A 25,049-nucleotide genomic window follows, 5' to 3' on the forward strand; every position below is an offset into this window, starting at 1 on the left:
AAATGCTTCCTGAAGCAATAGGTTTGTATCATGTCTAAGATGCATGTTTAAGAGGCGAGTTGCACGGAGCGGAGGAAAGGGAATTGGGAAAAAGGACGATTTTGGAGTTGCGAGAATCTTCATTTTATCCTAATACCAAAGATTCTCGTAACTCCACCTGAGTCCGTTTCCCAATCCCTTTCCGCAGCGCATGTTGCATCTCTCCGCATCCATTCATTTTCCAATCCAACGTGCTTCCCCCGATGCCCGTGGCACCAGCACCGTTGTATACTCACCCGGTGTCTCCGACATGTGCACCTGATCGGTCACTCCTTGATAATGCCCACACACGGTATCTGCTGTAAATAGCTCTGGATCAAGATACAGATGTTCGTCATCCGATCCCGCAGTCTCATGGGCAAATTCTTTCTCAAACAATCCTAGCGACATTAACCACAGCGATACTCGGCTGAGCGAAATATGCACGCGATAACTGCCGCCTTCCTCTGCACGACGTGCCAGTGCTGCCATCGCTCCGGCAGCAGCAAGCCACGAAATAATATAATCATTCACTACTAGAATTGGCGGCAATTGTGGCTGCTCCGGTGTGCCTTCGAGCGACATGACACCAGTCAATGTACCAGCCGTCTGGTCAAAACCGATCCGATCTGCCCAAGCACCATTCTCACCGTTCAATGATACCGATACGTGAATAATACCCGGACGTAACGCGGCACTCTGCTCTGCACTCAATCCGAACCGTTCCAGATATGACGGACGACGATTGGCGAAGAAAATATCCGCATCACGCAGCAGATCCATCATGCGCTCATGCGCTGGCTTATCATCTAGCTCTAGCATCGCGGAGCGCATGCCTACATTGGCGGTATAATACGTCGTATCGACTTCCCAATCGGACGGACGCCAAATGTTTAGTACATCCGCGCCATGCAGAGCAAGCGCACGACCGACACCCGCACCTGCAATAACATGTCCCATACCAAGTGCGCGAATACCGTCCAATGGTGCGGAGCCGCCCTGCGGTAACGGTTCTGGTGCGCTATCGCCAATTTTCTCAATTTGTACTAACGGTAGCGAAGCGACCGATTCAAACGCAGGCTCGTTCAGAAATTCGTCCACAGTACGCGCCATCGGCATAACAACACCAGCTTTGGCACCTGCTTCTTCCAGATCGCGAGCGTTCCATTGGGAAATAGCATTAGCTACTGCTTCCGGCGTATCCGCGCAATCGAGTAGCTTCAATGTGTTGATTTTTAGCTTTGGATATGGCTCTAACGGCATCACCCAGCGTTTATCCTTTGTCTGGTAAAAGCGGAATTTGAACGATGGGCTTGGATCGGATGGGCTGGTGGGCGAATAACCGTTCAGTTTTTCCCATTTGCGGTCGTAGAAAGGAGAGAGCCGATGCAGAATTTTACGCAAATCGAGCGAAATGTCCTGACCTTTCCCACCGCGCAGTCGCCATAGATTCGCAGCAGCAACCGACTTCGCAACCATGCCGATGCCTGCCGAACTGGCGAGTCGGAGTACACTCGGAACGATAGGGTCTTTACCAGTAAAGCGGATCTGCCCGCCGCTGTCTGCGGACGATAATCCCATGCCGTTCAATACATCTTCTAGCGCGGCATGCATATCGAACTCTGTATGATCTGCCCGATTGTTTACGGCGTGTTGAATTTGTTGTTTGAGCAATGCGGTATCTTGTGTAGCTTCCGTATGTGTAGACATGATATGCACCTCTTTGGATAGAATCGTAATTCACTGCATGCAATAACAAAACATAATAGCCAAACTCAAAAGGTCTGTTTATAACGCTGATATTTAATATATAAATTTATACATATAATTTTAATATCTTTACAAGTGCAGTGCAATGAACAATAGTGGGTCAGTTGCGGTGTATGCCACGTTTTAGCAGTGTTTGTAGGTTTAGTCATACTATATTTTGTAAATATACAGTTTGAGGTGAAGGGGCGAAATCATCTGCATGCCAAATTGCAATCGCGGACTTACACAATAAGAGTGAAAATACAAAATGAAGAGCGAGGGTACGATATGAAGAGTGAAAGTATAATATGCAATACCAGTACAAACGAACAACACAGCAATACAGGCAACCTCGAAAAGAAAACAAAACAAAACAAAACACATAACAAAAACAGCAACAGACCCATTCTAGTCTGCTGCTGTCTTTTTGTAGAATATCTATGCTCCATCCAGTAAACATTGCATAAGCGCTGTTCACGAATGATAAATGACGAATGATGAGTTACGAACTACAAATTACGCGTTGCGTTTCATTACACTTTTGTGATGGGAGAATACGTCAAAGCTTTGTTGTCCGTGGTATGAACCCATGCCGCTTTCGCCAACACCGCCGAATGGCAAATAGTGCGAAGTCATGTGGGACAACGTTTCGTTAATACAGCCGCCGCCGAAGGAGACGGTATTCAGCACTTGTTCTTCCAGTTGCTCATCCTGTGTAAACAGATACAGTGCCAGCGGTTTCGGACGATTCACGATTTCATCCAGCAACGGATTTAGATCGTCATACGCGATAACTGGCAAAATCGGTCCGAAGATCTCTTCCTGCATAACTGGCGCATCCCAGCTTACGTTGTCCAGCAGTGTTGGCTCGATCAGCAGTTGATCGCGCACGGAGCGTCCGCCAACTAGTACCTGCTGATCCTGCATCAGCCCAGTAAGACGGTCAAAGTTGCGTGCATTGACGATATGTGGGAAATTCGGGTTGTGCAGTACATCGTCAGTGAATTTATCGGCGATCTCAGCGGAGATCAGTTCCACCAGTTGCTCTTTTACACTGCTGTGTACAAGCAGGTAGTCTGGTGCGACGCAAGTTTGACCAGCGTTCAGGAATTTACCGCGTACGAGACGTTGTGCAGCGAGCTTCAGATCAGCATCCTGATGCACGATGCTTGGGCTTTTGCCACCCAGCTCCAACGTTACCGGAGTCAGATGCTCAGCCGCTGCACGCATCACGACGCGACCAACACCTGTGCTGCCAGTGAAGAAGATATAGTCGAATTTTTCTTTTAAAAGGGCAGTGCTTGCTTCGACTTCGCCTTCCACAACATGAATATATTCAGCCGGGAACAACCCGGTCAGCAGTTCATAGATGACGTGGGAAACGGTTGGTGTCAGCTCAGACGGCTTCAGGATGGACGTATTGCCTGCTGCCATCGCACCGATCAGCGGACCAAAAGCAAGCTGGAACGGATAGTTCCATGGAGCAATGACCAGTGTCACGCCATATGGCTCTGGATAAATTGTGCTCACTGCATCTGGCAACGCAGAAGAAGTAGGCACCTGACGTGGAGCTGCCCAGCTTTCCAGATGTTCCAGTGCAAAGTCCAGTTCACCCATTACGATGCGAATCTCCGAACCGTACGCTTCTGCTTCCGATTTGTTCAGATCAGCATGCAGGGCATCCAGAATGCGTTGATGATATTGCTCAATACCGGATTTCAGCTTACGCAGAGCATCCAGACGATACGCTGTCGATTTGGTAGTACCTGTATGAAAAAATGTGCGCTGTTGCGCGACGAGTTGTGGAATAGAGTCCATATTAGTTATTCTCTCCTTGAACATTCATTTGGTTTAGTTAGGAAACGCTGAACAGATGTGCGAAATAGATATAGAGTAGTATTACCCATCTTTTAATCATTGTGCACAATTTTATTTTGTTTGAATAATCTAGTGCAATATATCGCATTATAAGTCAGTATATACATAGTGACAATAACCAGAATATAAAACGATGGGGTTTATGCCACAATTGTTGTTTAGATGTAGAGATAGGCGGTTTATAGTGGTCATAGAGTGAATAATGGTATCCAATCCATCGATAAGAAATTTCATGTGGAATTCAATAGGAAGCTATGTGTCATACAGATCTGTCCACCATGTAGTCATTTAGTATAGATTTGTTCATAGTTATGACTTTTTAAAGTGATTTTGTGATATGATGTCAGCAGGACAGCAAGCATTCGGTGGGACGATCACGGTGTAGCCTTCGGTAAGGAGGTGATGCCATGATCGTATTGGTTTGGATGGAGTTTGTGTATGTGCTCAAAGCAGTAGCCGCTTCGCTCAGCATTGTGCTGAGCGGGCGCAAGCTGTATCGTATCGCACGTCGCAAGCGACAAGACCAAAACAAGCAGAAAAAAACCACCGAATAAAGGTTGAGAACCTTCGGTAGTTTTTTGCAACGTGATTTTGAAATCATTTGCGCGCCGTGGTTGTCGCACGCCTGTTGTCTCATGACTCTGCCGTTCCCGCGGTGGAGTCATTTTCATTTCTATACCACAGATTATAAACGTTTAAACGCTATTTTTCAATCTACTTATCATTATAAATACAATGAGACGGTTGTTCCTATTTCAATAGGAGAGTTCATTCCCACGTTTCTTTTCGCCACAAGGACGCATCGTTTACATCTTCCACATGAAATCTCAATTCTATTTGCAAAGGAGATTCTTACCCATGCCGGACAAAATACCATCGCCCAACCCGCAGCTGACCAACGCCATTCCACAGACGATCCAGCAGACGACTTCTACCGAGCGCGTCGATCCGCGTATTCTACGTACGCGCGCACTGCTGCGTGATGCGCTGATCCACCTGATGGAGCAGCAGCCATATGACAAAATCACCATTCAAGATATCACCTCACGTGCAACCGTCAATCGCAAAACCTTTTACCTGCATTACGAATCCAAAGATCATCTGTTGTTCGCGGTCACGGACGAGCTGTTAGGCGAACTGTTTGGTGAAGCGCGGGATGCAAGTACTTTTCACCAATCCATTGAAGAATTACAGCGTTATATCGCCGGACGCATCTTTACCTATATTATCCGGTACAAGCGCTTTTTCGAGGTTATGTTTGAGCGGAGAGCGATGTTTAACTTTGTTCAATATATGAAGCAGTATATCGCACGCTTTTATGAGGAACGATTTGCTGCGCTGGATGATGCGCAGCTGCCCGTGCATAAGGATGTAATTGCCAGCTACATTAGCTCTGCCTATGTAGGTGTGATTCACTGGTGGCTGCGTGAAGGTATGCCGTATACACCGGAAGAGATGACCGAGCAGATGATCGCGCTCAATTCCAATGGACCGATCCGCTTAATTCAGCAGCAGGGCATGGAATAACAGATGTTTACTGGTGAAAACGTCACGGAGAAATCAGCGGATATACAGCTGTATATCTATCGAATACAAGTGTATATCTATCGAATACAAGTGTATATCCATCAAACACAAGATTCATTCCCCTATAAATACAAAAAAAGATCAGCGTCGCCATTACAGGCTGATGCTGATCCAATCAAATCGTATAGTCCGCCGTTTCCTTGGCGACTTCTGCCAATTCGCCTTCACGGGCATTTTGTTTGATCTTGCCGAGCAGTCGGCGCAACGTATCACGTTCGTCTTCGGAGATGCCTTCCATCAGATGTTGTCCGGTTTCCTTCATAATGCTGCATACATCCTGTTCCAGCCGTGTGCCGTCTGCCGTTAGATAGATTTTGAAGCGGCGGCGATCATCGGTGCAGGTGATTTTGCGAATAAAGCCTTTGTTTTCCAGATTGGAGATCATTCGCGTAATATTCGTTTTGTCTTTGCCGAGGCGTTCGCCGATCTCGTTCTGGGTCAATCCGTCCTTTTGCCAGAGTAGCATCATAACAAACGTTTGTTCCGGCGCGAGATTGAAGGGAGCAAGCTGTTGCTTGATATAGCCAGCAATCGCCAGATGAACATCACGAATGAATACGGTATAACTCTTCTCTACATCAAAATGCATATTGTTCACCCTTATATGGATCACATGTGCCAAACGGATCGCAAATTTATAAAAAATATAATTTAAAATTGAATAATTAGTACTTGAGGGGGTATAGTTGGTATAGCAACCTTTACAGCGCTTGTCATTTTCAATGCGTATGTCAGCCGTATTGTCGAACGATAGCAAGCCACATCGTTGCATAACAAACGGTGCAGTGCAAGCAATAATGGTTGCATAAGGTAGATCTCGCACGTCTGAATCGACGTTAGACTATCATGTTTGTGCAACACTGTCAACGCTGCTATACGACAGTCATTTAGCTATTCATCATGGCGACCGGTTGACCGATAAAAAGGAAATACCGGATGCAGAAATGGAAATGGTAATATTCATTGTGAAACTTTCATTTTTATCTTGACATTGTTCGACACAAGGTCTATTGTAATTTTTGTGAGTTTGACTGTCACAAAAGAGACACAATGAAAGATTGACTTTATAACGATACCTGCATATGAAATATGTTGTTGTATACATATTTTATGGAGAGGTTCGTTTATTTTTTGACGATATAGTTGCTATATCAACAGTATCAAGCTGGCAGGACGTTAAGGTCTGTACACAACTAGCCCATAGACACAGAAGCATGCAAAATGCTATAGAACACACGGGATGGGTACATTTTGGAGGAGAAACGATATGGAAGCTATGACATTTGTATTGTTCGGTTCAACCGGGGATCTGGCGAAACGCAAAATTTTCCCTGCTTTGTACAATTTGTATGTAGATCGCAAAATGCCGGAAGCCTTCTCCATCATCGGACTGGGACGCAAATCATTCAATGACGCGACATTCCAGACGTATGTGGAGCAATCGCTGCAAGAATTTTCCCGCAACACACCAAATCATCGCGAAACGCTGGACGCGTTTTTACGTTCTATTCGCTATCATATTCTGAATGTGGATGATACCGCCGGTTACAAAGAACTGCTGAGCATCGTTGAGCAGCGCGAATCCGAGCTGAACATTCCACAAAACCGCATGTTCTACATGTCGGTAGCACCTGAATTTTTCGAGGTGATTGCTGACAACATCAATGCGAGCGGATTGGGTACAACATCTGGTTGGAAGCGTCTGATCATCGAGAAACCGTTCGGTCACGATCTGGAATCGGCACGTCAGCTGAACAATCACCTGAGCAAAACATTTGCTGAGGAAGAAATTTTCCGCATTGACCACTATCTGGGCAAACCGATGGTGCAAAATATGGAATCCTTCACTTCGGCGAATCCGGTCATCCAATCGCTGTGGAACAACCGTCATATCGCAAACGTGCAAATTACTGCATCCGAAGTAGTCGGTGTAGAAGAGCGCGCAGGCTATTATGATCATACTGGCGCTGTACGCGATATGGTACAAAACCATATGCTGCAAGTGCTGATGATGACTGCAATGACACTGCCTGGCGGACATACGGCGGACGATGTACGTTCCCATAAGAAATACATCGCCAAAGCGCTGCGTCCAGTATCCAAAGAAGAAGCGCACAAACATATCGTGCGTGCACAATATACTGCTGGTGTCGTATCTGGTCGCGAAGTACAGGGATATCAGGATGAGCCGGGCATTACACTTGGTTCCAACACCGATACCTTTGTCGCTGCACGCGTCTGGGTTGATGATTTCTCTTGGCAGGGCGTACCGTTCTACATTCGTACCGGTAAACGCATGAAAGAAAAATCGACCCGTATCGTGATTGAGTTCAAAAACACGATGCACAACAACGAAATCTGTATTGATTGCGACGGACAGCCGAATATGCTGACCATCAGCATCAATCCAGAAGAGAAAATTACCCTGCAATTGAATCGTCGCAATGTAAAAACGGGTCAACTGGAGCCGATGACATCCGAATTCGTGATGGGCACTGACAATGATCCAGAAGCATATGAACTGCTGATCGGCGATGCACTGCGCGGCGACGGCACCTTCTTCGCTCACTGGGATGAAGTGGAGCTGTCCTGGCAATGGATTCAACCGATTCTGGAAGCTTTCGCGGACAACAGTCTGCCGCTGCATGATTATGCCTCCGGCACGTATGGTCCAGAAGCATCCGATGCGCTGCTCGCCGAGCAAGGATTCCGCTGGTTGGGCGACCGCAATGCGGCACCTGTGCGTACCGGCGTAGCATCACGCTAAGCGTTCCACGCGTTCTTTTGCAGATGAATGTCTGGTTTACGCTCTGGTTTAGGATGAACAGAGCGTATTCCCTATGCCTTCAAAGCTGGTTGTATGGCTTTGCAGAGTATCGTTGCAGTCTATGATTGGATAATTAGGCATGAGATGGCAATCAATTGGAGCAACATCTTTTACAAAGATTCAGATAAAAAAAGGGATCTATCATCCCACTACATGGAGGGCTATACTATGAAAATCGGATTGATCGGACTTGGCAAAATGGGTATGAACCTGGCACAAAACCTGATGGATCACAGCCACGAGGTTGTTGCCTTTGACCTGAACAAAGAAGCGGTAAAAGAAATCTCTGGACTGGGTGCACAAGGCGCGAACACCATCGCTGAGCTGGTAGAGAAAATGGAAGCACCGCGCGTACTGTGGGTGATGGTTCCTCACGGCGTCGTTGATTCCGTACTGGCTGAAATTGCTCCACTGTTGTCCGAGAACGATATTGTGATTGAAGCAGGAAACTCTCACTACAAAGAATCCATTCGTCGTTACAATGAAATGAAAGTCAAAGGCATCCACTACATGGACGCAGGTACATCCGGCGGCATGAGCGGCGCTCGTAACGGTGCGTGTTATATGGTTGGTGGCGACAAAGAAGCATGGGATGTTGTGGAACCGGTATTCCGTGATACTTCCGTAGAGCATGGCTACCTGTATGCTGGCGAAGCGGGCAGCGGTCACTACCTGAAAATGGTACACAACGGGATCGAGTACGGTATGATGGCAGCTATCGGTGAAGGATTCGAAGTACTGGAGAAAAGCCCGTACGACTTTAACTATGAAAAAGTAGCACGCGTATGGAACAACGGTTCCGTTATCCGCTCTTGGCTGATGGAGCTGACCGAAAATGCATTTGCTAAAGACGGTCGTCTGGAAGAAATCCAAGGCATCATGCACTCCTCTGGTGAAGGCAAATGGACAGTGGAAGAAGCAATGGATCTGCAAATGGCAACACCGGTTATCGCGCTGTCCCTGCTGATGCGTTACCGTTCCTTGGACAACGATACATTTACAGGTAAAGTTGTCGCTGCACTGCGTAACGAATTTGGTGGTCACGCGGTCGAGAAATCCTCGAAATAATATAGTATTTAATATCCAGAACCCTTGCGCATAACGTGCCGGGGTTCTTCTTGTTGTATCTCATCTTGCTAATGAGCCCTTGCTTATACATACAGCAACTCAATTATAGATAGAATCAAACAACGTATAACGGAAGTTTGTTGGATTTAGAATGAAAATAGATGAAAAATCTAAATTTAATTTTCAAATAACGTTGACGTTAACGTTAAATAGTACTATTATATTCATATACAATATGTAATTATTTAAATATATGAATGTGAGGGGACGTCATGACGCTGTATAAGATTGATGAAGTAGCTACCGAATGCAATCTGACCAAGCGTACGATTCGCTATTACGAGGAGATCGGTCTGCTGGCTCCGCAGCGAAGTGAAGGCAATACCCGGTTGTATACGCGTGACGATATTGAACGGTTGAAAAAGATCATCAGTGCGCGCGATGTACTTGGCTTCTCGTTGCAGGAATTACAGCGGTATATCGAAGTGATGGAGATGCTGAGAGGTCAGCGTGAGCGGTATCGTAACATTACCGATCTGCAAGAACGCAGACAGCAGCTACAGCAGATCGATATCACGCTGGGCGAGCAGTTGGAGATGATGGAGAGCAAGATGAACACGATTCAGTCGTTCAAGCAAGAAGCGGAGGAATTGCGTCAGCAGGTGCGCGAAGGCTTAGAGAGGCTAAGCGGCGAAAAGGCGGATTCTTGAAGCAGGATATGCTAACTATACGTTAGCCACAAAGTCGTACGATGTTCCAAATGGACGGTTCTGACAACGAATCGTTGGGACATTCTGTGATGCATGATCATATTACATGTAACGGAGATTGGAAGAGAAAAGGGAGGAATATATCATCATGAGTACCAAAACAGCTCAAGTCAAAGAGCTGCCCAAACAAGGCGGACTATTGTCGCAGCCAAAAGCAGTATGGGCAGTTGCCTTTGCCTGTGTCATTTCATTTATGGGTCTTGGTCTGGTTGACCCGATTTTACCAGCGATTGCCACTCAGTTGAATGCAACACCAAGTCAAGTATCGCTGCTGTTCACCAGCTACAATCTGGTAACTGGTCTGGCGATGCTGATCACTGGTTTCGTTTCCAGTCGGATTGGAGTCAAATGGACGCTGCTAAGCGGTGTCATCCTAATCGTCATTTTCTCAGCATTGGGCGGTATGTCTGATACAATCAGTCAGATTGTTGGTTTCCGCGGCGGCTGGGGATTAGGGAATGCGCTGTTCATCGCGACTGCATTGTCTGCGATTGTCGGCTTGTCGACTTCCGGTACAGCCAAAGCGATTATTTTGTATGAAGCAGCACTTGGTCTGGGGATCTCAGTCGGACCTCTGCTAGGCGGCGAATTGGGTTCCATTTCATGGCGCGGTCCGTTCTTCGGTGTCAGCGTTCTGATGTTACTCGGTTTTGTATTTATTCTGGTAATGTTGCCGAAAATTCCAAAACCTAAAACACGCAGTTCCTTATCTGATCCATTCAAAGCATTGAAATTCCCGGCATTGAAAACATTGGCGATTGTTGCCTTCTTATATAACTTTGGTTTCTTCACCCTGATGGCGTATTCGCCGTATGTGATGGGACTGGATGAGCATGGTCTTGGTTATGTATTTTTCGGTTGGGGCATTCTGCTGGCGATTACGTCCGTATTCGTAGCACCGAAGCTGCAAGCACGCTTCAATCTCGCTGGTTCGATGGGCGTGATGCTGACGCTGTTCGCACTAGATCTTGTATTCATGGGTGTAGGTGCAGCGACTGGCTCGCCAACTCTGGTTATTATCGGAGTGATTGTTGCTGGTATTTTCCTCGGTATTAACAATACGCTGATTACTACAGCTGTTATGGAATCTGCACCAGTGGAACGTTCGGTCGCTTCCGCGGCATATAGCTTTGTCCGTTTCCTCGGTGGCGCGGTATCCCCATTCTTAGCAGGTAAATTAGCAGAATGGTACAACTCAGCAACACCGTTCTACTTTGGTGGTCTGATGGTGTTGGTCGCTGTTGTCGTGCTGATCGTTCGTCGCCGTCATCTGGCTGGCATCGACGTCTCGCACGGTCATTAATGGATGGAGCAGTGCTGAACTGCGTTGCGCATGAATTGCTGTGCCGCAGTTCGGCATATAATGGGTAATAGTAAGATATAACTGATTTGTCATATGAGTCGTACAGAATGGAGGAGAAGCTTATGTCTGACAATAATCAAAGTACAGTATACCAACACATTGCTGTTGCGGTAGACGGCTCCGAACATGCTCGTCGCGCATTGGAGCACGCAGTATCGCTGGCGCGTTCGCTGCAAACGCCAGCCAGATTGACTCTGATCCATGTGAATCCAACAATGATGGTGTCTGAACCGCCATTTGGTGTTGATATCGATCAGCGATTGGATGAGGAAGGTCACGAATTGACCGAAGCGTACCGCAGCTATCTTGACCCAACGGGTGTACAATATACGATTCGTTATCACGATGGCGATCCGGCAACTGTGATCTGCGATCTGGCTACCGAGGAAAAAGCCGATCTGATCATTATGGGAACACGCGGGATGAGCACTGTATCCGAGCTGTTTCTGGGCAGTGTAAGTCATAAAGTCATTCAACATGCGAAATGTCCGGTGCTGACGGTGAAATAAACTGCGTTGGCTGAACGTGACAGTCGTATCATGAACCGATTGGAATAGATGCGTTTCGAGGTAGTAGATCACTTACGTTGAAGAAGATCGATAATGATACGGATAAATTGTAAAACCACCAGTAGGATGATGAGAACTGTCTCTCATGATCTTACTGGTGGTTTTTTGTATGTACGTCATTATGAAGCTTATTCTATTATAGAAGTTGTTTTATTTATAACGGAACACAATGCTGCTCAATAATATCGGCAATATGCTCGGCAGCACAGGCGCCAGTTACAACATCCACTGTAAAATCCTCTGCTGCTTTTTGGTCCATTTCGAATACATAAGCATTCATTTCCAGAAAGACGACCATAGATAGAAACGCGGTACGCTTATTGGCATTGTGAAAGGCATGATTTTTGGCAATGGATTCAAATAGCGCAGCTGCCTTATGAAACACGGTTGGATACAGGTCTTTGCCCAGCATCGTTTGTTTTGGACGGTTGACCGCCGATTCTAACAGACCCAGATCTCGAACACCTGTATCCTCTTCGCCGCCATGTTCATCAATCAGCATTGCGTTAAAATAGATGATCTCCTGAATGGTTACATACTGAATGGTCATCGATCTTTCAAGCCTTTTAGTGTTTGGCTGTATTTATCCATCACTCTGGCAGCGATATTGAGTGCTTGTGGGCTCAGCCCTTCTTCGAGCTTGGGAATAGGCTGAATGATGATATGTCCTTTGTCGTTTAGTACGATGTTTACGTCATCTCCTTTTTCTAAATGTATATGATCTAAAAAGTCTTTCGGAATTACAATACCTGCACTTGTGCCGATTTTAACGATTTTACGTTTTAATGCCTTTTCGTTTGACGTTTTGGGTGTAGTTGAAGAGAATTGGGATGCGTTTGGTTTAGGATTCTCCATTTCGTTTTCATCCTTTCTACAAGAGATACAAATATTATAATATATGAATGGTTGTCATACACGAAAAATGTAATTACATTATCCTAAATAAATAGCAACTCGTTTGACAACACTTGCTGCCAGACGTATGATCTACCTGAATCTGGTATACAGAAATATCCAAATCGTAGAGGAGGCAACTGTATGAACATGACGTGGAGATGGTATGGCGAAGGCAATGATAATATTACACTGGATCATATCCGTCAGATTCCTGGGGTGATGGGTATCGTCTGGTCGTTGCATGATAAGATCGCGGGCGAAGAGTGGGAGCTGGAGCGCATCCAAGAAGTAGCCAATCAGATTACTGCCAAAGGATTCAGTACTGCCGTTGTGGAGAGTGTGAATGTACACGACGACATCAAGATTGGACGTCCGACGCGGGATCATTATATCGATATCTACATAGACACCATTCGTAAACTGGCTACGGTTGGCGTCAAAGTCATTTGTTATAACTTTATGCCAGTATTCGATTGGACACGCACGGAGCTGTACAAGGAGTTGCCGGACGGTTCGAATGCACTCTTTTATGAAAAAGCGGCGATTACTGACAATCCGCGCCAGATGGTGGATCGCATTTTGCAAGGAGCAGGCAAGTTTACGATGCCGGGTTGGGAACCGGAGCGGCTGGCAAAGCTGGATGAGCTGTTTGCGGCGTATGCCGATGTGGATGAAGAGAAGCTGTTTGATAACCTAAAATATTTCTTGGAGCGCATCATGCCAGTCTGCGAAGAAGTGGATATCAAAATGGCGATTCATCCTGACGATCCGGCGTGGCCGATCTTTGGATTGCCGCGCATCATTCGTAGCCGCGATACGATCCGCCGTCTGCTGGATATGGTAGACAGTCCGTACAATGGGCTGACATTTTGCACCGGATCGCTCGGCACGAACCCTACTAACGATCTGCCAGCGATGATTCGAGAATTCCACGACCGTATTTATTTTGCCCATATTCGTAATGTGAAGGTGTTCGATAATGGTGACTTTATCGAGGTATCGCATCGCGGGCAGGATGGTAGTGTGGATATTGCTGAGGTTGTCAAAGCGTATCATGAGAACGGTTACACCGGATATGTGCGTCCCGATCATGGTCGTCATTTGTGGGGGGAAGAGCAGGATTGTCGTCCAGGCTATGGATTGTATGACCGGGCGCTAGGCATTATGTATTTGCTTGGGGTGTGGGATAGTCTGGATAATGTAGCTATAGCTGATGTTTAGAAAATAAAGAATACAGCCAGTGGGGACATGGAACGTGCATATCATCCCTACTGGCTGTATTTTGTTATTCTGCCTATAAGTTCATAGATAAAACCTATAAATTGATCCTCATGAAAAACCAATTAAACCGTAATATGCACCTGTTCAATCGCGCCACGGATCACATCGCAGGAATGAGCGAATTGACGTTGTTCGCCTTCATCCAGTCGAAGTTCGATTAATTCCTGAATCCCTTCGCCGCTAATGATCGCCGGTACACCTGCGCATACATCGGTTTGACCATACTCTCCATCCAGAATAGCAGATACAGCGATAATCCGGTGCTCATCGTATAGAATCGAGCGGGCGATATGCGCGAGTGCATTGCCGATTCCGAACTGAGTGTGACCTTTGCGTAGGAAGATTTCCCAGCCTGCATCACGCGTCTTGAGGGCTACATCTTCCAGACTGAGTTCTGGGAAACGCAGGGCATGTTGTTCCATAATATGCAGCAGTGGCTTACCGCCAATCGTTACATGCGACCAAGCTACGAATTGAGATTCGCCATGTTCACCGAGGACGTACCCGTGTACGCTACGTGGATCAATGGAGAACACGTCCGATAGAATCGTTTTTAGACGGGATGAGTCGATCGATGTACCAGTGCCGATAATGCGCTCGCGTGGCAGACCGGAATATTGCCAGGTTAGATAAGATACCACATCGACCGGATTGGCTGCGATGATGAATACACCATCAAAGCCGCTTGCCATGATCGGATCAACGATCTCTTTGGTGATCACTGCTGCTTCATGCAGTACGGTCATGCGATCTTGTCCGGGCTTGGGATTGGCACCTGCGGTAATGATGACGATATCCATATCGCCGCATTGATCTAGCGTACCTGCATATACTTTGGTGCGGTGTGAGGTAAAGTCCATGCAGTGTGACAGGTCAAGCGCCTGTGCGACTGCTTTATCGTGAGTGCGTCCGACCATCATAATCTCATCGGCAATCGACTGGTTGATCATGGAATAAGCACAACCTGCTCCGACCATGCCAACGCCGATAATCGCTACTTTTCTATTTTTTCTGCCCATCTTGTATAGCCTCCCGCTCCATATAAATTGAACGTGCGCAGTCCGAAGAAATGATCTCTCCTCAGCTCCGCCTCTTTCTGACAGGACGATAAAACAATGTTAAAATACTTTCCATCTCTGCCATTATACAATCTTTATCCGCCGCTGTAACCGTAAAATATGTCATATAAGTTAACTCTTTTTGAATAAAGATAGGGCGATGGATGCCTTTTGCGCATGCTAACGCTCTCATCATTTATATCGTCATAGATTGTATCGTTAGATATAGTCATCTATGGTCAATATGTGTATAAAAATGGGTAATAATAAGTTTGGATATACTGTGCTGAATGTTGGATATGCATTGTTTGATGTGTACACAACAGTATTTTCATACCATCCAAGATAGGCTAACAATTGTACCCCGTTGGCATCACCTTATACAAAAGAGGTACAATATTATGTGAAGGCAGACATATGATCTGCTGTGATGAACATTAGTTGAGCACTATATGTATCAAAACATTCAATGAATGATCCAGGGAGGAATAGAACATGGCAGAACAACAAAACGAATATATCGCACTTGCCAGTCGGCCGGAAGGCACGCCGCAGCTGGACAATTTTACATTTCAAACAGAAGAGCTGAACCCGCCGCAGGACGGACAGCTATTGATCAAAACGCTGTATGTATCGGTCGATCCATATATGCGCGGACGGATGAAGGATGCCAAGTCGTACTCTGCTCCGTATGCAGTCGGTGAAGTGATTACTGGTGGCTCCATCGGTAAAGTGCTGCAAAGTAAAGATGACGGTTTTCAAGAAGGAGATATCGTAGTCGGCGCATGGGGCTGGCAACGTTACGGCATTATGGATGCCAAAGCTTGCCGCAAAGTGGATACCGAGCTGGCACCGATCTCAACTGCACTTGGTGTGTTGGGCATGACTGGATTGACGGCGTACTTTGGTACACTGCGCATCGGTAACCCGCAGCCGGGCGAGACGCTGGTCGTCTCCGGTGCAGGTGGCGCGGTCGGCATGATCGTCGGTCAGATCGGTAAAATCAAAGGCGCACGCGTCATCGGCATCTCCGGTTCGGATGAGAAGAACCGTTATCTGAAGGAAGAGCTTGGGTTTGACGAAGTAATCAACTACAAGACAGATCAACCACTCGACCAAGCGCTGGAAAAGGCTTGTCCAGACGGTATTGATGTGTATTTTGACAATGTAGGCGGGGAGATTACGGATGCTATTATTCCGCTGTTAAACCGTAATGCACGTATTCCATTGTGCGGTCAGATTTCGCTGTACAATCAGGAGAAGCCGGAACTCGGTCCACGTATTCTGCCGATGCTGCTCACGCGTACCGTTCTACTAAAAGGCTTCCTTGTCGGCGATTATGCGCATGAACAGGCAGAGGGCTTGCAGGAACTTGGTCAATGGGTACGCGAAGGCAAGCTGAAATACAGCGAGAATATTGTGGATGGATTTGAAAATATTCCAGAAGCATTTATCGGGCTGTTCAGCGGGCAAAACTTAGGCAAACAGCTCGTGAAGGTTGCCGAACAATAAATAGCTGTGAACCCAGCATAGCAACGTTTAAACAAGACATGCAATAGCGACAACAAAGCGCCTACGAGATGTAGGCGCTTTGTTCATATGGTGTTCATGTTGATCGTTTACGATCATGAAGACGACGAATTCAACACCCTATACAACCGAAAAAAAGCTAAAGCCACCCCAGCTTCGGAAACCATTCGCTGCGGCAACGCAGCCTGTCCCCTTGGTACCGGAGTACGGCTTTAGCTTTTTGGTTTGTCATAAGAAGTAACCGTTCACAATGAAGTGCCCGATTGATGAGCTTGATACAGTTTGCGGTATTTGCGATACATATCCAGCCGCCAATGCAGCAATGTACCGAAGGCGAGGATGAAAAATACACCTGCTGTTTGTGGAATGCTAATATATTGCTCGATAAAACGGTGCAGCAGCAAGCGAATCATCAGCAGACCGAGCAGAATGAATAGAAAGCTCTTGGAACGCTGTACGACGATATCTGTTCCATTGTGCTCAAACCGCGTACCACGAATGAGTGGATACGAGAACAGCAGCCAGCCAGCGAGAAAGGCACCGAGTGCCCATAACCACGATACGCGAAAATCAGGCAAGACAAACATAAAGAAGCCCGTGCTCATGCCCAGTGGCGGAATGAGGATCTTTTTGGCGTTCACAGGTCTGTGATTGGTGCGCGACCGAACCAGAATAGCCGTTAGCGCGATAACGACCAAACCGACAGTAGAACCTATTTGTAAAAAGGAGGGACTGAGTTGAAACATAATGAAGGAAAAACCCCTCTCCGATAAATGAAGTACACTACCTGTTCAGTATAGCATATTCGCTGTTTGGAATGCCTGTCCGGTATCGTTCGCATTTGTATATTTTGAAAAATATTCAATATCCGCTAGATCCTCTGCAATTATTGTATATTCTAGCATTTCCTCGGCGACTACATCTTTTCATTATGCCTCAACAAGCAACAATCCTTCATCCGATTTTCGGTGAATCTACAATAGAAAGCAAAAGCTAAAATAATATGGAAAAAAAGCGCGTTTTTTAGCGGCAAAATACGGTTATGATGACGCACGATTAAGAACGAAGTCCTATTTCTAAAACGCCTGTTTTTGCCGATAAATGGAGCAATAGTGACGCATGGTATGACCGGTAGTCTGGAATCTGTACATGATTTGTTGAACAAATATAGAATTTTAGCAATAATACCGTGTTATAACTTGAAATAAATACTATTTATTGTTAAAAAATGTTTAAAAATAAGTAAGACGGAATGCGATGACGCAATGAACTAACCCAATCGCCGCTGATCATGGTAACGGCGGTATAACAGGAGGATAACACAATGGCAGCATTTCAGATTTTGATCGCAGAAGACGAACCGGCTCTGCGCTTTTTGTTAACGGAAACATTGGAGGATGAAGGGTACGAGGTAGCGGAAGCAGAAGATGGCGGGATTGCGCGTGATCGCTTGCAAGAACAATCGTATGATCTGGTCATTCTCGATTATATGATGCCGGAAGCGACTGGAATCGAAGTGTGTGAGTGGCTGCGTGGTAGCGGTGGTATCAATGCGGACAAGCCGGTTATTTTACTAACTGCCAAAGCACAGGAAAAAGATCGTATACGTGCCGAGCAGGCGGGCGTTACGTTGTACATGTCTAAGCCATTTAGCCCGCTGCAACTGATGGATGCGGTTGAAGGTTTATTGGAGGAAAATTAATGCAGCAGCGCGGCGGATTGGCACGGCGTGTAACCCGTTGGACAATCGTTATTTTCCTTGTATTTGGACTGATTATTTTTGCGGTGGAATGGATGTTTAAGCAGCAGGTGGCAGATATTACAGATGAGGTGAATGTACATCTGGAGCGCCAGAATCGGCTGCAAACGATTGGAGAAGATTATCGTTCAGCGGTATCGAATTTTCGAGCCTATCTGGCATTTGATGGAGCGAACTTCCTAGCATTAGCTGAGAGTGATCGAGATCGTTTTCAGCAGGAACTTGCGCAATATCGTAGTGATGTGGGCAATGACGAGGCGGTAGCGGATGATCTGGAGCAATTGTCTCGCCAAAGTCAGGAGTATTTTAGCTATTTTGCTATTATCGAAGATTATAAGCGGAACGATCAACAGGCTGAGATTGAACGTGTAGCCCAGACTATTACGACCAATCTAGTTCGCGGCGTCAATACGCAGCTCAATCAGATTGTGCAAAGTGAGCGTATGGAAGTGAATTCGCTGCTCAAGCAAAGTCAGCAGCTTAATTCCGCAGTATTGTTTATTCCACTGGTCTTTATCGTACTTGCATTGTTTGCTGCCTTGCTGCTGGTTCGTTATTTGCGCCAATCTATGATTAAGCCAGTGGTGGAATTGGAAGCGGCAGTGAAGCGTATTAGCAACGGAGAATATATCCATGTACCTGAGCGCGATCGCGACGACGAAATCGGCAGTTTGATTAATGGAATCAACCATATGGCAGAGCAACTGGAAGAGCGCCATCAGCAATTGGAAAGTAGTTTGGAACATATGGCACAGCAAAACGACAAAATGGAATCTCAAAATGAAGAAATCTTGCTGCAGCAGCACGAACAATCCGTTATTTTGGAGAGATTAACCGAACGCGAACGTCAATTGCAATTGATCAACACGTATCAGGAACAACTGACTGGGTATACGCGTATGAGTGATTTTCTGGAAAATAGTCTGCGTGCGCTGATGCATGCCACGCATCATGATGCAGTGATGCTGGTTGTACAAGATCCTTCGACAGATAAACAATGGTTCCGTATGGTTCACGCGATTGGCTGGCCAGAAGAACAGGATCATATGACTAGCGAGCAATTATATGGACCTGCCCGTGAAGTGATTGAGGAACGTAAACCGACCGTTCGTAGCCGTGCAGTCAATGGCGCAGAACGAGGGCTACACAGCGGCAATGAACGAGCAGATGATCACTACTATCCACTGTTCGATGAAGAGAGCAAAGCTATCGGTTATCTTCTGTTTACGACGTACGGCAGTCTGTCTGTGCATATTATGGATCGTTTGCTAACGGAAGGCATGATCAATCAATTTGGACTGGCGTATCAGGCACAGCTGGCTGGCGAAGATCGTCGCAAGCAGAGTGCTCGTCTGGTCGAACTGAATATTGAGCTGGAAGCCGAGAAGCAGATGATCAAGCAGCAGCGGGATACGATTCAGGAGATTATCGATTCGCTGCATGAAGGATTGGTATTGTGTGATCACAAAGGCATTGTATCCTTCTGCAATGAGCAGGTGAGCCGTGTATTGCCAGACTTGCGTACCGGTGCTTCTATAGCTTCGCTGGGCGAGTTTCTGGATCAGCAACATATGGGCAGTTACAAGCTGAGCGAACAAATTCGCCATGTGATGAACGAGCGAATGAACGAATGGAAAACGCAATTTACGATGCGAGCTCGGGATGGTTCGGTTCATTATATGGAGATGTATGCCAACGTCATCACTGGTGCGGATCTGAACGATTACCATCTGTTCGTGTTCCGTGATCGTACCGAAGAAGAACAGGCGAATCAGATGAAAAATGAATTTGTCAGCATTGTATCGCATGAATTGCGTACACCGCTGGCAAGTATTCTCGGTTTTGTGGAAATTCTACTCAATCGTGAAGTTAAACCGGAAAAAGCGAAAAAGTATATGGATACGATCTATCGCGAAGCGAATCGTTTATCGAATCTGATCAGCGACTTTCTGGATTTGCAGCGGATGGAATCTGGCAAGCAAAGTTATACCATCATTCCGTTCGACCTGCGTACCGTCGTCGCGGATGTGGCGGGACAATGGGATGGCAAACAAGATCACAGCATCAATATCGTATTGCCGGAACAGACGACACTCGTACGTGCGGATAAAGATCGCATTACGCAAGTTATGCACAATCTGATCAGCAATGCGGTGAAGTATTCACCAGGGCAAGAATTGATCGATGTACGTATCCGCGAGGAGGACGACAACTGGTTGGCAGAAGTGCAGGATTACGGTCTTGGTATTCCGGAAGAAGCGAAGGATCAGATGTTTGGCAAGTTTTACCGGGTGGATAATTCTGACCGTCGTCAGATTGGCGGTACAGGATTGGGACTCGCTATTGTGCGCGAAATTGTCCGCGATCTAGGCGGCGAAGTAACATTTGACTCCATTCTTGGTCAGGGCAGTACCTTTACTGTGAAATTACCGAAAATGCACATTCCACAGCTGGATAATCGAATCGTTGTAGTAGAGGACGAGGAGAATCTGGCACGTCTGATCGGAGCAACGTTTGAAGAGCAGCAGTACGATATTTTGACGCTAAACAATGCGGAGGAAGCGCTGCTTGGATTGCAGATGCTACAGACGCCGCCGCTGCTCTGCATCGTAGATATTCAGCTGCAAGGTCCGAAGACGGGATGGGATTTTATCACTGCACTCAAAAGCAAAGAGATTACCCGCCGTGTACCGGTGATCGTCTCATCCGCGCTGGATCAGCCGGGAGACTTTGCCGAGAAACCGGATGAGAAGTATTTGCAAAAGCCATTTACGGTAGAGCGTCTGCTAGAACTCGGTATCTCTCTCTTGGGACAAGACCCGCACGCTTCCGATATGGTCATCACCAGTCGCAACGAACTGGCAGTTCAAGCGGAACTCAAAAAGAACGGTCTCAGTGCTGCTCAACTCAAAGTAGTTGGCGATGTCATTCGAGTCGATCTATTGCAAGAAGGTAACGATACACCATTGTTGCCAAAATCAGAAGAATCTCAATAATGGTAATATTGTGAAAATATTACTCCAATAGGTAGTAGAATGGGTAATACGTAGTACAAATTAATTTCCATTTTATTCAAATTAATGGCTGTGATGTCATCTGCATTATACGATTGCAGCCAGGGAGGGCCGTATGGACAAATATCAGCGCTTATTTATTAAACAAATGAAGGATAAAATCAGGGAAATGACCCGGCCCGGCCAATCCAGCACAGAAGCGGAATTGTATCGACTGCTGCATTCGGTAAAAGGAACAGCAGGCACGATTGGGCTGGATGATTGGTTCCAGGCTGCTTCGGAGCGGATCGATCAGCTGGATTCGGAAGGCGAACGTCAGTGGGATGCGAAGGAAGCACGCGAACTGCTGGCACCGCTGGCATATTTGCTGCTGGCTGTTGGCGATGAGCTGGAGGAAGAGGAAGCGGACAGCGTATCAGATGAATTGCAGTCCACAGACGAGCTGCCCGCCTATCTGGGTACGCTGCTAGTGGTGGATGACGATCTCAGTCTGCTACAAATGCTCAAAGATTATCTGGAACGTCTCGGTTATATGGTGCTGGCAACGCCAGATGCTGGTCGCGCACTGGAGTTGTTTTACAGTATGAAGCCGGATTGTGTTGTGCTGGATATTGTACTGCAAGATAGCAATGGTCTCGATCTGTTACAGGAAATGCAGGCGCGCAGTGAGCAGTATCTCATTCCGATCATTATGATTAGTGCGAGCAATAATCGTGAGACTCGTATTCGTGCGTATGAATCGGGCGCGGACGATTTTATCGGCAAGCCACTGGATGTGGAAGAATTCGCAGTGCGAGTGAAGCGTCAGATTTCCCGTCGTCTCAAGCTGAATACGCTATTGATGACAGATGAGCTGACTGGTGCCTATAACAATACGTACTTCGCTCAGGAACTGGTTCGTCATTTACAGCGATTGCCAGAACGTCCGGAACCATCGGTATTGACTTTGTTCGATCTGGATAGCTTCCGTTATATCAATGAACGGTTTGGTTACACCGAAGGAGACCGATTGCTCCAACATTTCTCCGATCTGGTGAAACCTTCGCTTGGACCGCTGGACATCTGGGCGCGTGATCGCCATGACCGTTTTTACCTGCTACAACCCGGTATTAGTGAGAAGGAAGCAGCATCGTTTGCTAATCAACTGCTCGCGAAGCTGGAACAGGAAGAACAGAATGTAGGTTCCGAGAGTTATCATATTTCCTTCTCTGCTGGTGTGCTGGAATTGAAGCCGGGTATGACTGCACCGTTCTGTTATGATCGGATTCTCCGTATTGTAGCAGAAGCGAAGCGCCGCCATGATGGAGTTATTGTGGTACCGGAACGTCGTGCACTGGACAGTCATTCGTCGTTACGTCTGAGTGATACTGTGCGCCATGTACAAGAAGCAGCGAGTGATACAGCTGCTGTATACGATTCAACGAGCCAGAACGAGACATACGAAGATCCATCTGCAACAGCATCCGTGACGTATCAAGGAGAACCTGATTCTGCGCCCGCAGCACAATCTATTCATCACCGCGAGGTTCGTGCTGCGGTGAACCCTGTAGAGGAAGCGGAGCAGAAGATGGATTCGCTGTTGTCCAACCTGTCGTCGCGGCTGCAAAAGCATGCTAATCATGAACCGTTATTCCCCGGCACTGATGAAGCGACATATGCGTCGTCGCATCCCACTTCTTCTGATGCCGATTATCGGGAAGCAAATTCTGCTGCTTCATCGAACTCAGTAGAATCGGTCATGTTGCCGGATAATGATTTGATCCATGAGCCGGAAATGGACGAGGCGGCAGGTAGCCCTGCGGGACAGCAATCGCCATTGTTGATCGAAACCGGGCAAAGTCGTCGTACGGCTGTTGCTGCCGGATCGATTGTCTTGCCCAATGAAGCTTCTGCTCCAGCCCCCGCTTTCCGTGCGGATACGATCCGTGAAGCAGTGGCAGCCGAGAGTGGAACTCGCCGATTAGAATGGGTCGATGGCGACGAGAAGCGTCTGCAACATAATGAGCGTGCCGAGATTCAACAGGCACCCATTCCACCGGTAGATATTCGTTCATGGAGACTGGCGATCATTGATGACGATGATCTGATTCGTAATATGCTCACCAAGCGTCTGGCTGGTATTCAAATGGATCATAAGCTGGATGTACGTGCATTTAGCGACGGTGAGGACTTTTTCAGTGATGACTGGCATAACGAGGATACACAATATTTGCTCATTCTGGATCGGATGATGCCGCGTGTGAATGGGATGGAAGTGTTGCGTCGTCTGCGCTCTTCCGAGAAGCGTAGTCGCTATACAGTGTTGATGTTGACTGGTGTCGGTGATGACCGTGAAGTGGCGGAAGCGATCAGTGCAGGTACAGATGATTATTTAACCAAACCATTTAGCATTGTGGAGTTGGAAGCCCGGATTCGCCGGTTATTGGGGAGGATGAGAGCATGAATCATCTGAGCACAGAACAGGTATTGATCATTATCGCCATTCTATGTGTAATCATGCTGCTGGCATTATTAGGCTTATACGGCTACCTGGCACTGCGCAAATCCACGTATAACAAACGGCGATCAACTGTATATGAAATGGTACGTGAGCTGGAATTACCGGATTCAGCACTAGAACATTATCTGGCGACTGGTGAAACGTCGCGTCGTCTGTCGACCAAAGAACCGTATCGGATGGAAGCGGTACAGGAGGCATTGCAGCATCGTCTTGCCGTGACTCGTGCTCCAGAAGAACGGATTCGGATCTATGAATTTGCAGAACGTTATTTCTCCGGGCAGTATCGGCAGGCATTGCGTAGCTCGCGTTGGAGTACGCGTATGAACACATTGCTCTGGATTGAACAATTTCGTATAAATACGCTGGAAAACGATTTGATCCGCTGGATGAAAGATCCCAAATGTACGGATGAAGAGCATTTTCAGATTTTGCGTGTATTGTCCAAGCTGAGCAGTGAACAGCTGGTGGACTTTTTACGAGATGGTAATCATGAGCTGTCCGACAGTCAGCTGCTGCAAATCTTGTTGCCGCTCAATGAGGAGATACGCAACCGGATGCTACGCGAGTTTGACCAATTTCCGTATCGTGTACAGTGCAGCCTTATGGATGCCTTACGTGTCAACAATATCCGTTCTACCGAAGTACTCAGCCTGCTGGAGCGCCAACTGTCAGCAGGAGATAGCGAATTGCGTATTCGTGCGTTGAAGGCAATCTCTAACTTTGGCTATTTGTCACCGGAAGCGACGCGTCGATTGCTGAATGTATTGGAGCGCGAGCATGATTATCCAGAAACACAAACAACCTCGTGGCCAGAGCGGTTGATGCGTGCCAAATTGATGGGCAATGTGCATGAAGATGTGTTTGTGTCCTATCTGATGGAAATGCTGGGCGACTCCGCGTACCGGGTTCGTCAGCAAGCAGCAGAATCACTGTCCGGTTACAAAAATGGACTGAAGTTGTTGGAAAAAGTAGCCGCTGGTGAACACGCCGACCGCTATGCACGCGAGATGGCAGAAGAGACATTGGAACGAAAACACTACGAGCAGCATTTGGCTTAACGCGATACTATCGCTATTAGCGATAGTATCGTAGCAGTAACTCACCCCCAATACACTGGAGCCGCTGCTCAAGCAGCTACCAGCGAACATGCGGACCGCTGTACATGAGATAGCGGATGAGAC

20 protein-coding genes are annotated in these 25,049 nt (G+C 46.9%); 13 read left to right on the plus strand and 7 right to left on the minus strand.

The annotated features are described in order from the left end of the window. Window positions 1-213: 213 nt before the first annotated feature. Together ACDE64_RS01830 and ACDE64_RS01835 are read right to left on the minus strand one after the other, a co-directional pair. A complete protein-coding gene (locus tag ACDE64_RS01830) occupies window positions 214-1,728 on the minus strand; it encodes a CoA transferase (RefSeq protein ID WP_411348818.1) in 1,515 nt (504 codons plus the stop codon). A gap of 555 nt (window positions 1,729-2,283) precedes the next feature. Beyond that, entirely contained in the window at window positions 2,284-3,585 is a 1,302-nt protein-coding gene (locus ACDE64_RS01835; RefSeq protein WP_411344868.1) for an aldehyde dehydrogenase, read from the minus strand. Between the two features lie 467 nt (window positions 3,586-4,052). On the opposite strand from ACDE64_RS01835, the gene ACDE64_RS01840 reads away from it, so the two are divergent. Together ACDE64_RS01840 and ACDE64_RS01845 are read left to right on the plus strand one after the other, a co-directional pair. Next, complete coding sequence (locus ACDE64_RS01840) at window positions 4,053-4,199, plus strand: hypothetical protein (RefSeq protein ID WP_411344869.1); 147 nt, start codon at window positions 4,053-4,055, stop codon at window positions 4,197-4,199. Between the two features lie 304 nt (window positions 4,200-4,503). Then, window positions 4,504-5,172, plus strand: coding sequence for a TetR/AcrR family transcriptional regulator (locus ACDE64_RS01845; protein WP_411348819.1), 669 nt, complete (start codon window positions 4,504-4,506; stop codon window positions 5,170-5,172). A gap of 175 nt (window positions 5,173-5,347) precedes the next feature. On the opposite strand, the gene ACDE64_RS01850 is transcribed toward ACDE64_RS01845, so the two are convergent. Then, complete coding sequence (locus ACDE64_RS01850; protein ID WP_411344871.1) at window positions 5,348-5,821, minus strand: MarR family winged helix-turn-helix transcriptional regulator; 474 nt, start codon at window positions 5,819-5,821, stop codon at window positions 5,348-5,350. 678 nt (window positions 5,822-6,499) lie between these two features. Here ACDE64_RS01850 and zwf point away from each other — a divergent pair. From zwf to ACDE64_RS01875, 5 genes are all read left to right on the plus strand, one after another. Next, window positions 6,500-7,999: a glucose-6-phosphate dehydrogenase gene (zwf, locus tag ACDE64_RS01855; protein ID WP_411344872.1), complete on the plus strand. Its 1,500-nt coding sequence runs from the start codon at window positions 6,500-6,502 to the stop codon at window positions 7,997-7,999. Between the two features lie 228 nt (window positions 8,000-8,227). Next, a complete protein-coding gene (gene gnd / locus ACDE64_RS01860; RefSeq protein WP_411348821.1) occupies window positions 8,228-9,127 on the plus strand; it encodes a phosphogluconate dehydrogenase (NAD(+)-dependent, decarboxylating) in 900 nt (299 codons plus the stop codon). A gap of 272 nt (window positions 9,128-9,399) precedes the next feature. Further along, the gene (locus ACDE64_RS01865; protein WP_411344874.1) at window positions 9,400-9,837 is read left to right on the plus strand and encodes a MerR family transcriptional regulator; all 438 of its coding nucleotides are present in this window, start codon (window positions 9,400-9,402) and stop codon (window positions 9,835-9,837) included. A gap of 148 nt (window positions 9,838-9,985) precedes the next feature. Then, window positions 9,986-11,200, plus strand: coding sequence for an MFS transporter (locus ACDE64_RS01870; protein ID WP_411344875.1), 1,215 nt, complete (start codon window positions 9,986-9,988; stop codon window positions 11,198-11,200). A 122-nt stretch (window positions 11,201-11,322) separates the two neighbouring features. Next, window positions 11,323-11,769, plus strand: coding sequence for a universal stress protein (locus tag ACDE64_RS01875; RefSeq protein ID WP_411344876.1), 447 nt, complete (start codon window positions 11,323-11,325; stop codon window positions 11,767-11,769). 214 nt (window positions 11,770-11,983) lie between these two features. Here the strand turns inward: ACDE64_RS01875 and ACDE64_RS01880 are convergent, their stop codons facing one another. Then, entirely contained in the window at window positions 11,984-12,379 is a 396-nt protein-coding gene (locus tag ACDE64_RS01880) for a type II toxin-antitoxin system death-on-curing family toxin (protein ID WP_411348822.1), read from the minus strand. Next, the gene (locus ACDE64_RS01885; RefSeq protein WP_411348823.1) at window positions 12,376-12,684 is read right to left on the minus strand and encodes an AbrB/MazE/SpoVT family DNA-binding domain-containing protein; all 309 of its coding nucleotides are present in this window, start codon (window positions 12,682-12,684) and stop codon (window positions 12,376-12,378) included. The genes ACDE64_RS01880 and ACDE64_RS01885 overlap by 4 nt, the downstream gene beginning before the upstream one ends. Before the next feature lie 183 nt (window positions 12,685-12,867). Here ACDE64_RS01885 and uxuA point away from each other — a divergent pair, with 183 nt between their 5' ends. Beyond that, window positions 12,868-13,947, plus strand: a complete 1,080-nt coding sequence (gene uxuA / locus ACDE64_RS01890; protein ID WP_411348825.1) for a mannonate dehydratase — start codon at window positions 12,868-12,870, stop codon at window positions 13,945-13,947. Window positions 13,948-14,069: 122 nt separating this feature from the next. On the opposite strand, the gene ACDE64_RS01895 is transcribed toward uxuA, so the two are convergent. Continuing rightward, window positions 14,070-15,026, minus strand: coding sequence for an L-lactate dehydrogenase (locus tag ACDE64_RS01895; RefSeq protein WP_411344878.1), 957 nt, complete (start codon window positions 15,024-15,026; stop codon window positions 14,070-14,072). Window positions 15,027-15,560: 534 nt separating this feature from the next. Between ACDE64_RS01895 and ACDE64_RS01900 the strand changes: the two genes are divergently transcribed. Next, on the plus strand, window positions 15,561-16,577 hold the full coding sequence (locus ACDE64_RS01900; RefSeq protein ID WP_411348826.1) for an NADP-dependent oxidoreductase: 1,017 nt from the start codon (window positions 15,561-15,563) through the stop codon (window positions 16,575-16,577). 263 nt (window positions 16,578-16,840) lie between these two features. On the opposite strand, the gene ACDE64_RS01905 is transcribed toward ACDE64_RS01900, so the two are convergent. After that, window positions 16,841-17,341 carry a CcdC family protein gene (locus ACDE64_RS01905; protein WP_411344880.1) on the minus strand — a complete coding sequence of 167 codons (501 nt, stop codon included), beginning with the start codon at window positions 17,339-17,341 and terminating at the stop codon, window positions 16,841-16,843. 578 nt (window positions 17,342-17,919) lie between these two features. Between ACDE64_RS01905 and ACDE64_RS01910 the strand changes: the two genes are divergently transcribed. From ACDE64_RS01910 to ACDE64_RS01925, 4 genes are all read left to right on the plus strand, one after another. Continuing rightward, window positions 17,920-18,297, plus strand: a complete 378-nt coding sequence (locus tag ACDE64_RS01910; protein ID WP_411344881.1) for a response regulator transcription factor — start codon at window positions 17,920-17,922, stop codon at window positions 18,295-18,297. After that, complete coding sequence (locus ACDE64_RS01915; protein WP_411348827.1) at window positions 18,297-21,350, plus strand: ATP-binding protein; 3,054 nt, start codon at window positions 18,297-18,299, stop codon at window positions 21,348-21,350. The genes ACDE64_RS01910 and ACDE64_RS01915 overlap by 1 nt, the downstream gene beginning before the upstream one ends. A 133-nt stretch (window positions 21,351-21,483) precedes the next feature. Beyond that, entirely contained in the window at window positions 21,484-23,811 is a 2,328-nt protein-coding gene (locus ACDE64_RS01920) for a response regulator (protein ID WP_411348828.1), read from the plus strand. Continuing rightward, window positions 23,808-24,926, plus strand: coding sequence for a HEAT repeat domain-containing protein (locus tag ACDE64_RS01925; RefSeq protein ID WP_411348829.1), 1,119 nt, complete (start codon window positions 23,808-23,810; stop codon window positions 24,924-24,926). The genes ACDE64_RS01920 and ACDE64_RS01925 overlap by 4 nt, the downstream gene beginning before the upstream one ends. Window positions 24,927-25,049 lie beyond the last annotated feature (123 nt).

Source organism: Paenibacillus sp. WLX2291, assembly GCF_046603665.1.
Taxonomy (GTDB): Bacteria; Bacillota; Bacilli; order Paenibacillales; family Paenibacillaceae; genus Saccharibacillus.

Coding starts and splice junctions, on each gene's coding strand:
- ACDE64_RS01900 (WP_411348826.1), top strand. CDS start 15,561: ATGGCAGAACAACAAAACGAATATATCGCACTTGCCAGTCGGCCGGAA.
- ACDE64_RS01845 (WP_411348819.1), top strand. CDS start 4,504: ATGCCGGACAAAATACCATCGCCCAACCCGCAGCTGACCAACGCCATT.
- ACDE64_RS01910 (WP_411344881.1), top strand. CDS start 17,920: ATGGCAGCATTTCAGATTTTGATCGCAGAAGACGAACCGGCTCTGCGC.
- ACDE64_RS01835 (WP_411344868.1), bottom strand. CDS start 3,585: ATGGACTCTATTCCACAACTCGTCGCGCAACAGCGCACATTTTTTCAT.
- ACDE64_RS01875 (WP_411344876.1), top strand. CDS start 11,323: ATGTCTGACAATAATCAAAGTACAGTATACCAACACATTGCTGTTGCG.
- ACDE64_RS01870 (WP_411344875.1), top strand. CDS start 9,986: ATGAGTACCAAAACAGCTCAAGTCAAAGAGCTGCCCAAACAAGGCGGA.
- ACDE64_RS01885 (WP_411348823.1), bottom strand. CDS start 12,684: ATGGAGAATCCTAAACCAAACGCATCCCAATTCTCTTCAACTACACCC.
- gnd (WP_411348821.1), top strand. CDS start 8,228: ATGAAAATCGGATTGATCGGACTTGGCAAAATGGGTATGAACCTGGCA.
- ACDE64_RS01865 (WP_411344874.1), top strand. CDS start 9,400: ATGACGCTGTATAAGATTGATGAAGTAGCTACCGAATGCAATCTGACC.
- ACDE64_RS01925 (WP_411348829.1), top strand. CDS start 23,808: ATGAATCATCTGAGCACAGAACAGGTATTGATCATTATCGCCATTCTA.
- ACDE64_RS01830 (WP_411348818.1), bottom strand. CDS start 1,728: ATGTCTACACATACGGAAGCTACACAAGATACCGCATTGCTCAAACAA.
- ACDE64_RS01850 (WP_411344871.1), bottom strand. CDS start 5,821: ATGCATTTTGATGTAGAGAAGAGTTATACCGTATTCATTCGTGATGTT.
- ACDE64_RS01920 (WP_411348828.1), top strand. CDS start 21,484: ATGGACAAATATCAGCGCTTATTTATTAAACAAATGAAGGATAAAATC.
- uxuA (WP_411348825.1), top strand. CDS start 12,868: ATGAACATGACGTGGAGATGGTATGGCGAAGGCAATGATAATATTACA.
- ACDE64_RS01880 (WP_411348822.1), bottom strand. CDS start 12,379: ATGACCATTCAGTATGTAACCATTCAGGAGATCATCTATTTTAACGCA.
- ACDE64_RS01840 (WP_411344869.1), top strand. CDS start 4,053: ATGATCGTATTGGTTTGGATGGAGTTTGTGTATGTGCTCAAAGCAGTA.
- ACDE64_RS01895 (WP_411344878.1), bottom strand. CDS start 15,026: ATGGGCAGAAAAAATAGAAAAGTAGCGATTATCGGCGTTGGCATGGTC.
- ACDE64_RS01915 (WP_411348827.1), top strand. CDS start 18,297: ATGCAGCAGCGCGGCGGATTGGCACGGCGTGTAACCCGTTGGACAATC.
- ACDE64_RS01905 (WP_411344880.1), bottom strand. CDS start 17,341: ATGTTTCAACTCAGTCCCTCCTTTTTACAAATAGGTTCTACTGTCGGT.
- zwf (WP_411344872.1), top strand. CDS start 6,500: ATGGAAGCTATGACATTTGTATTGTTCGGTTCAACCGGGGATCTGGCG.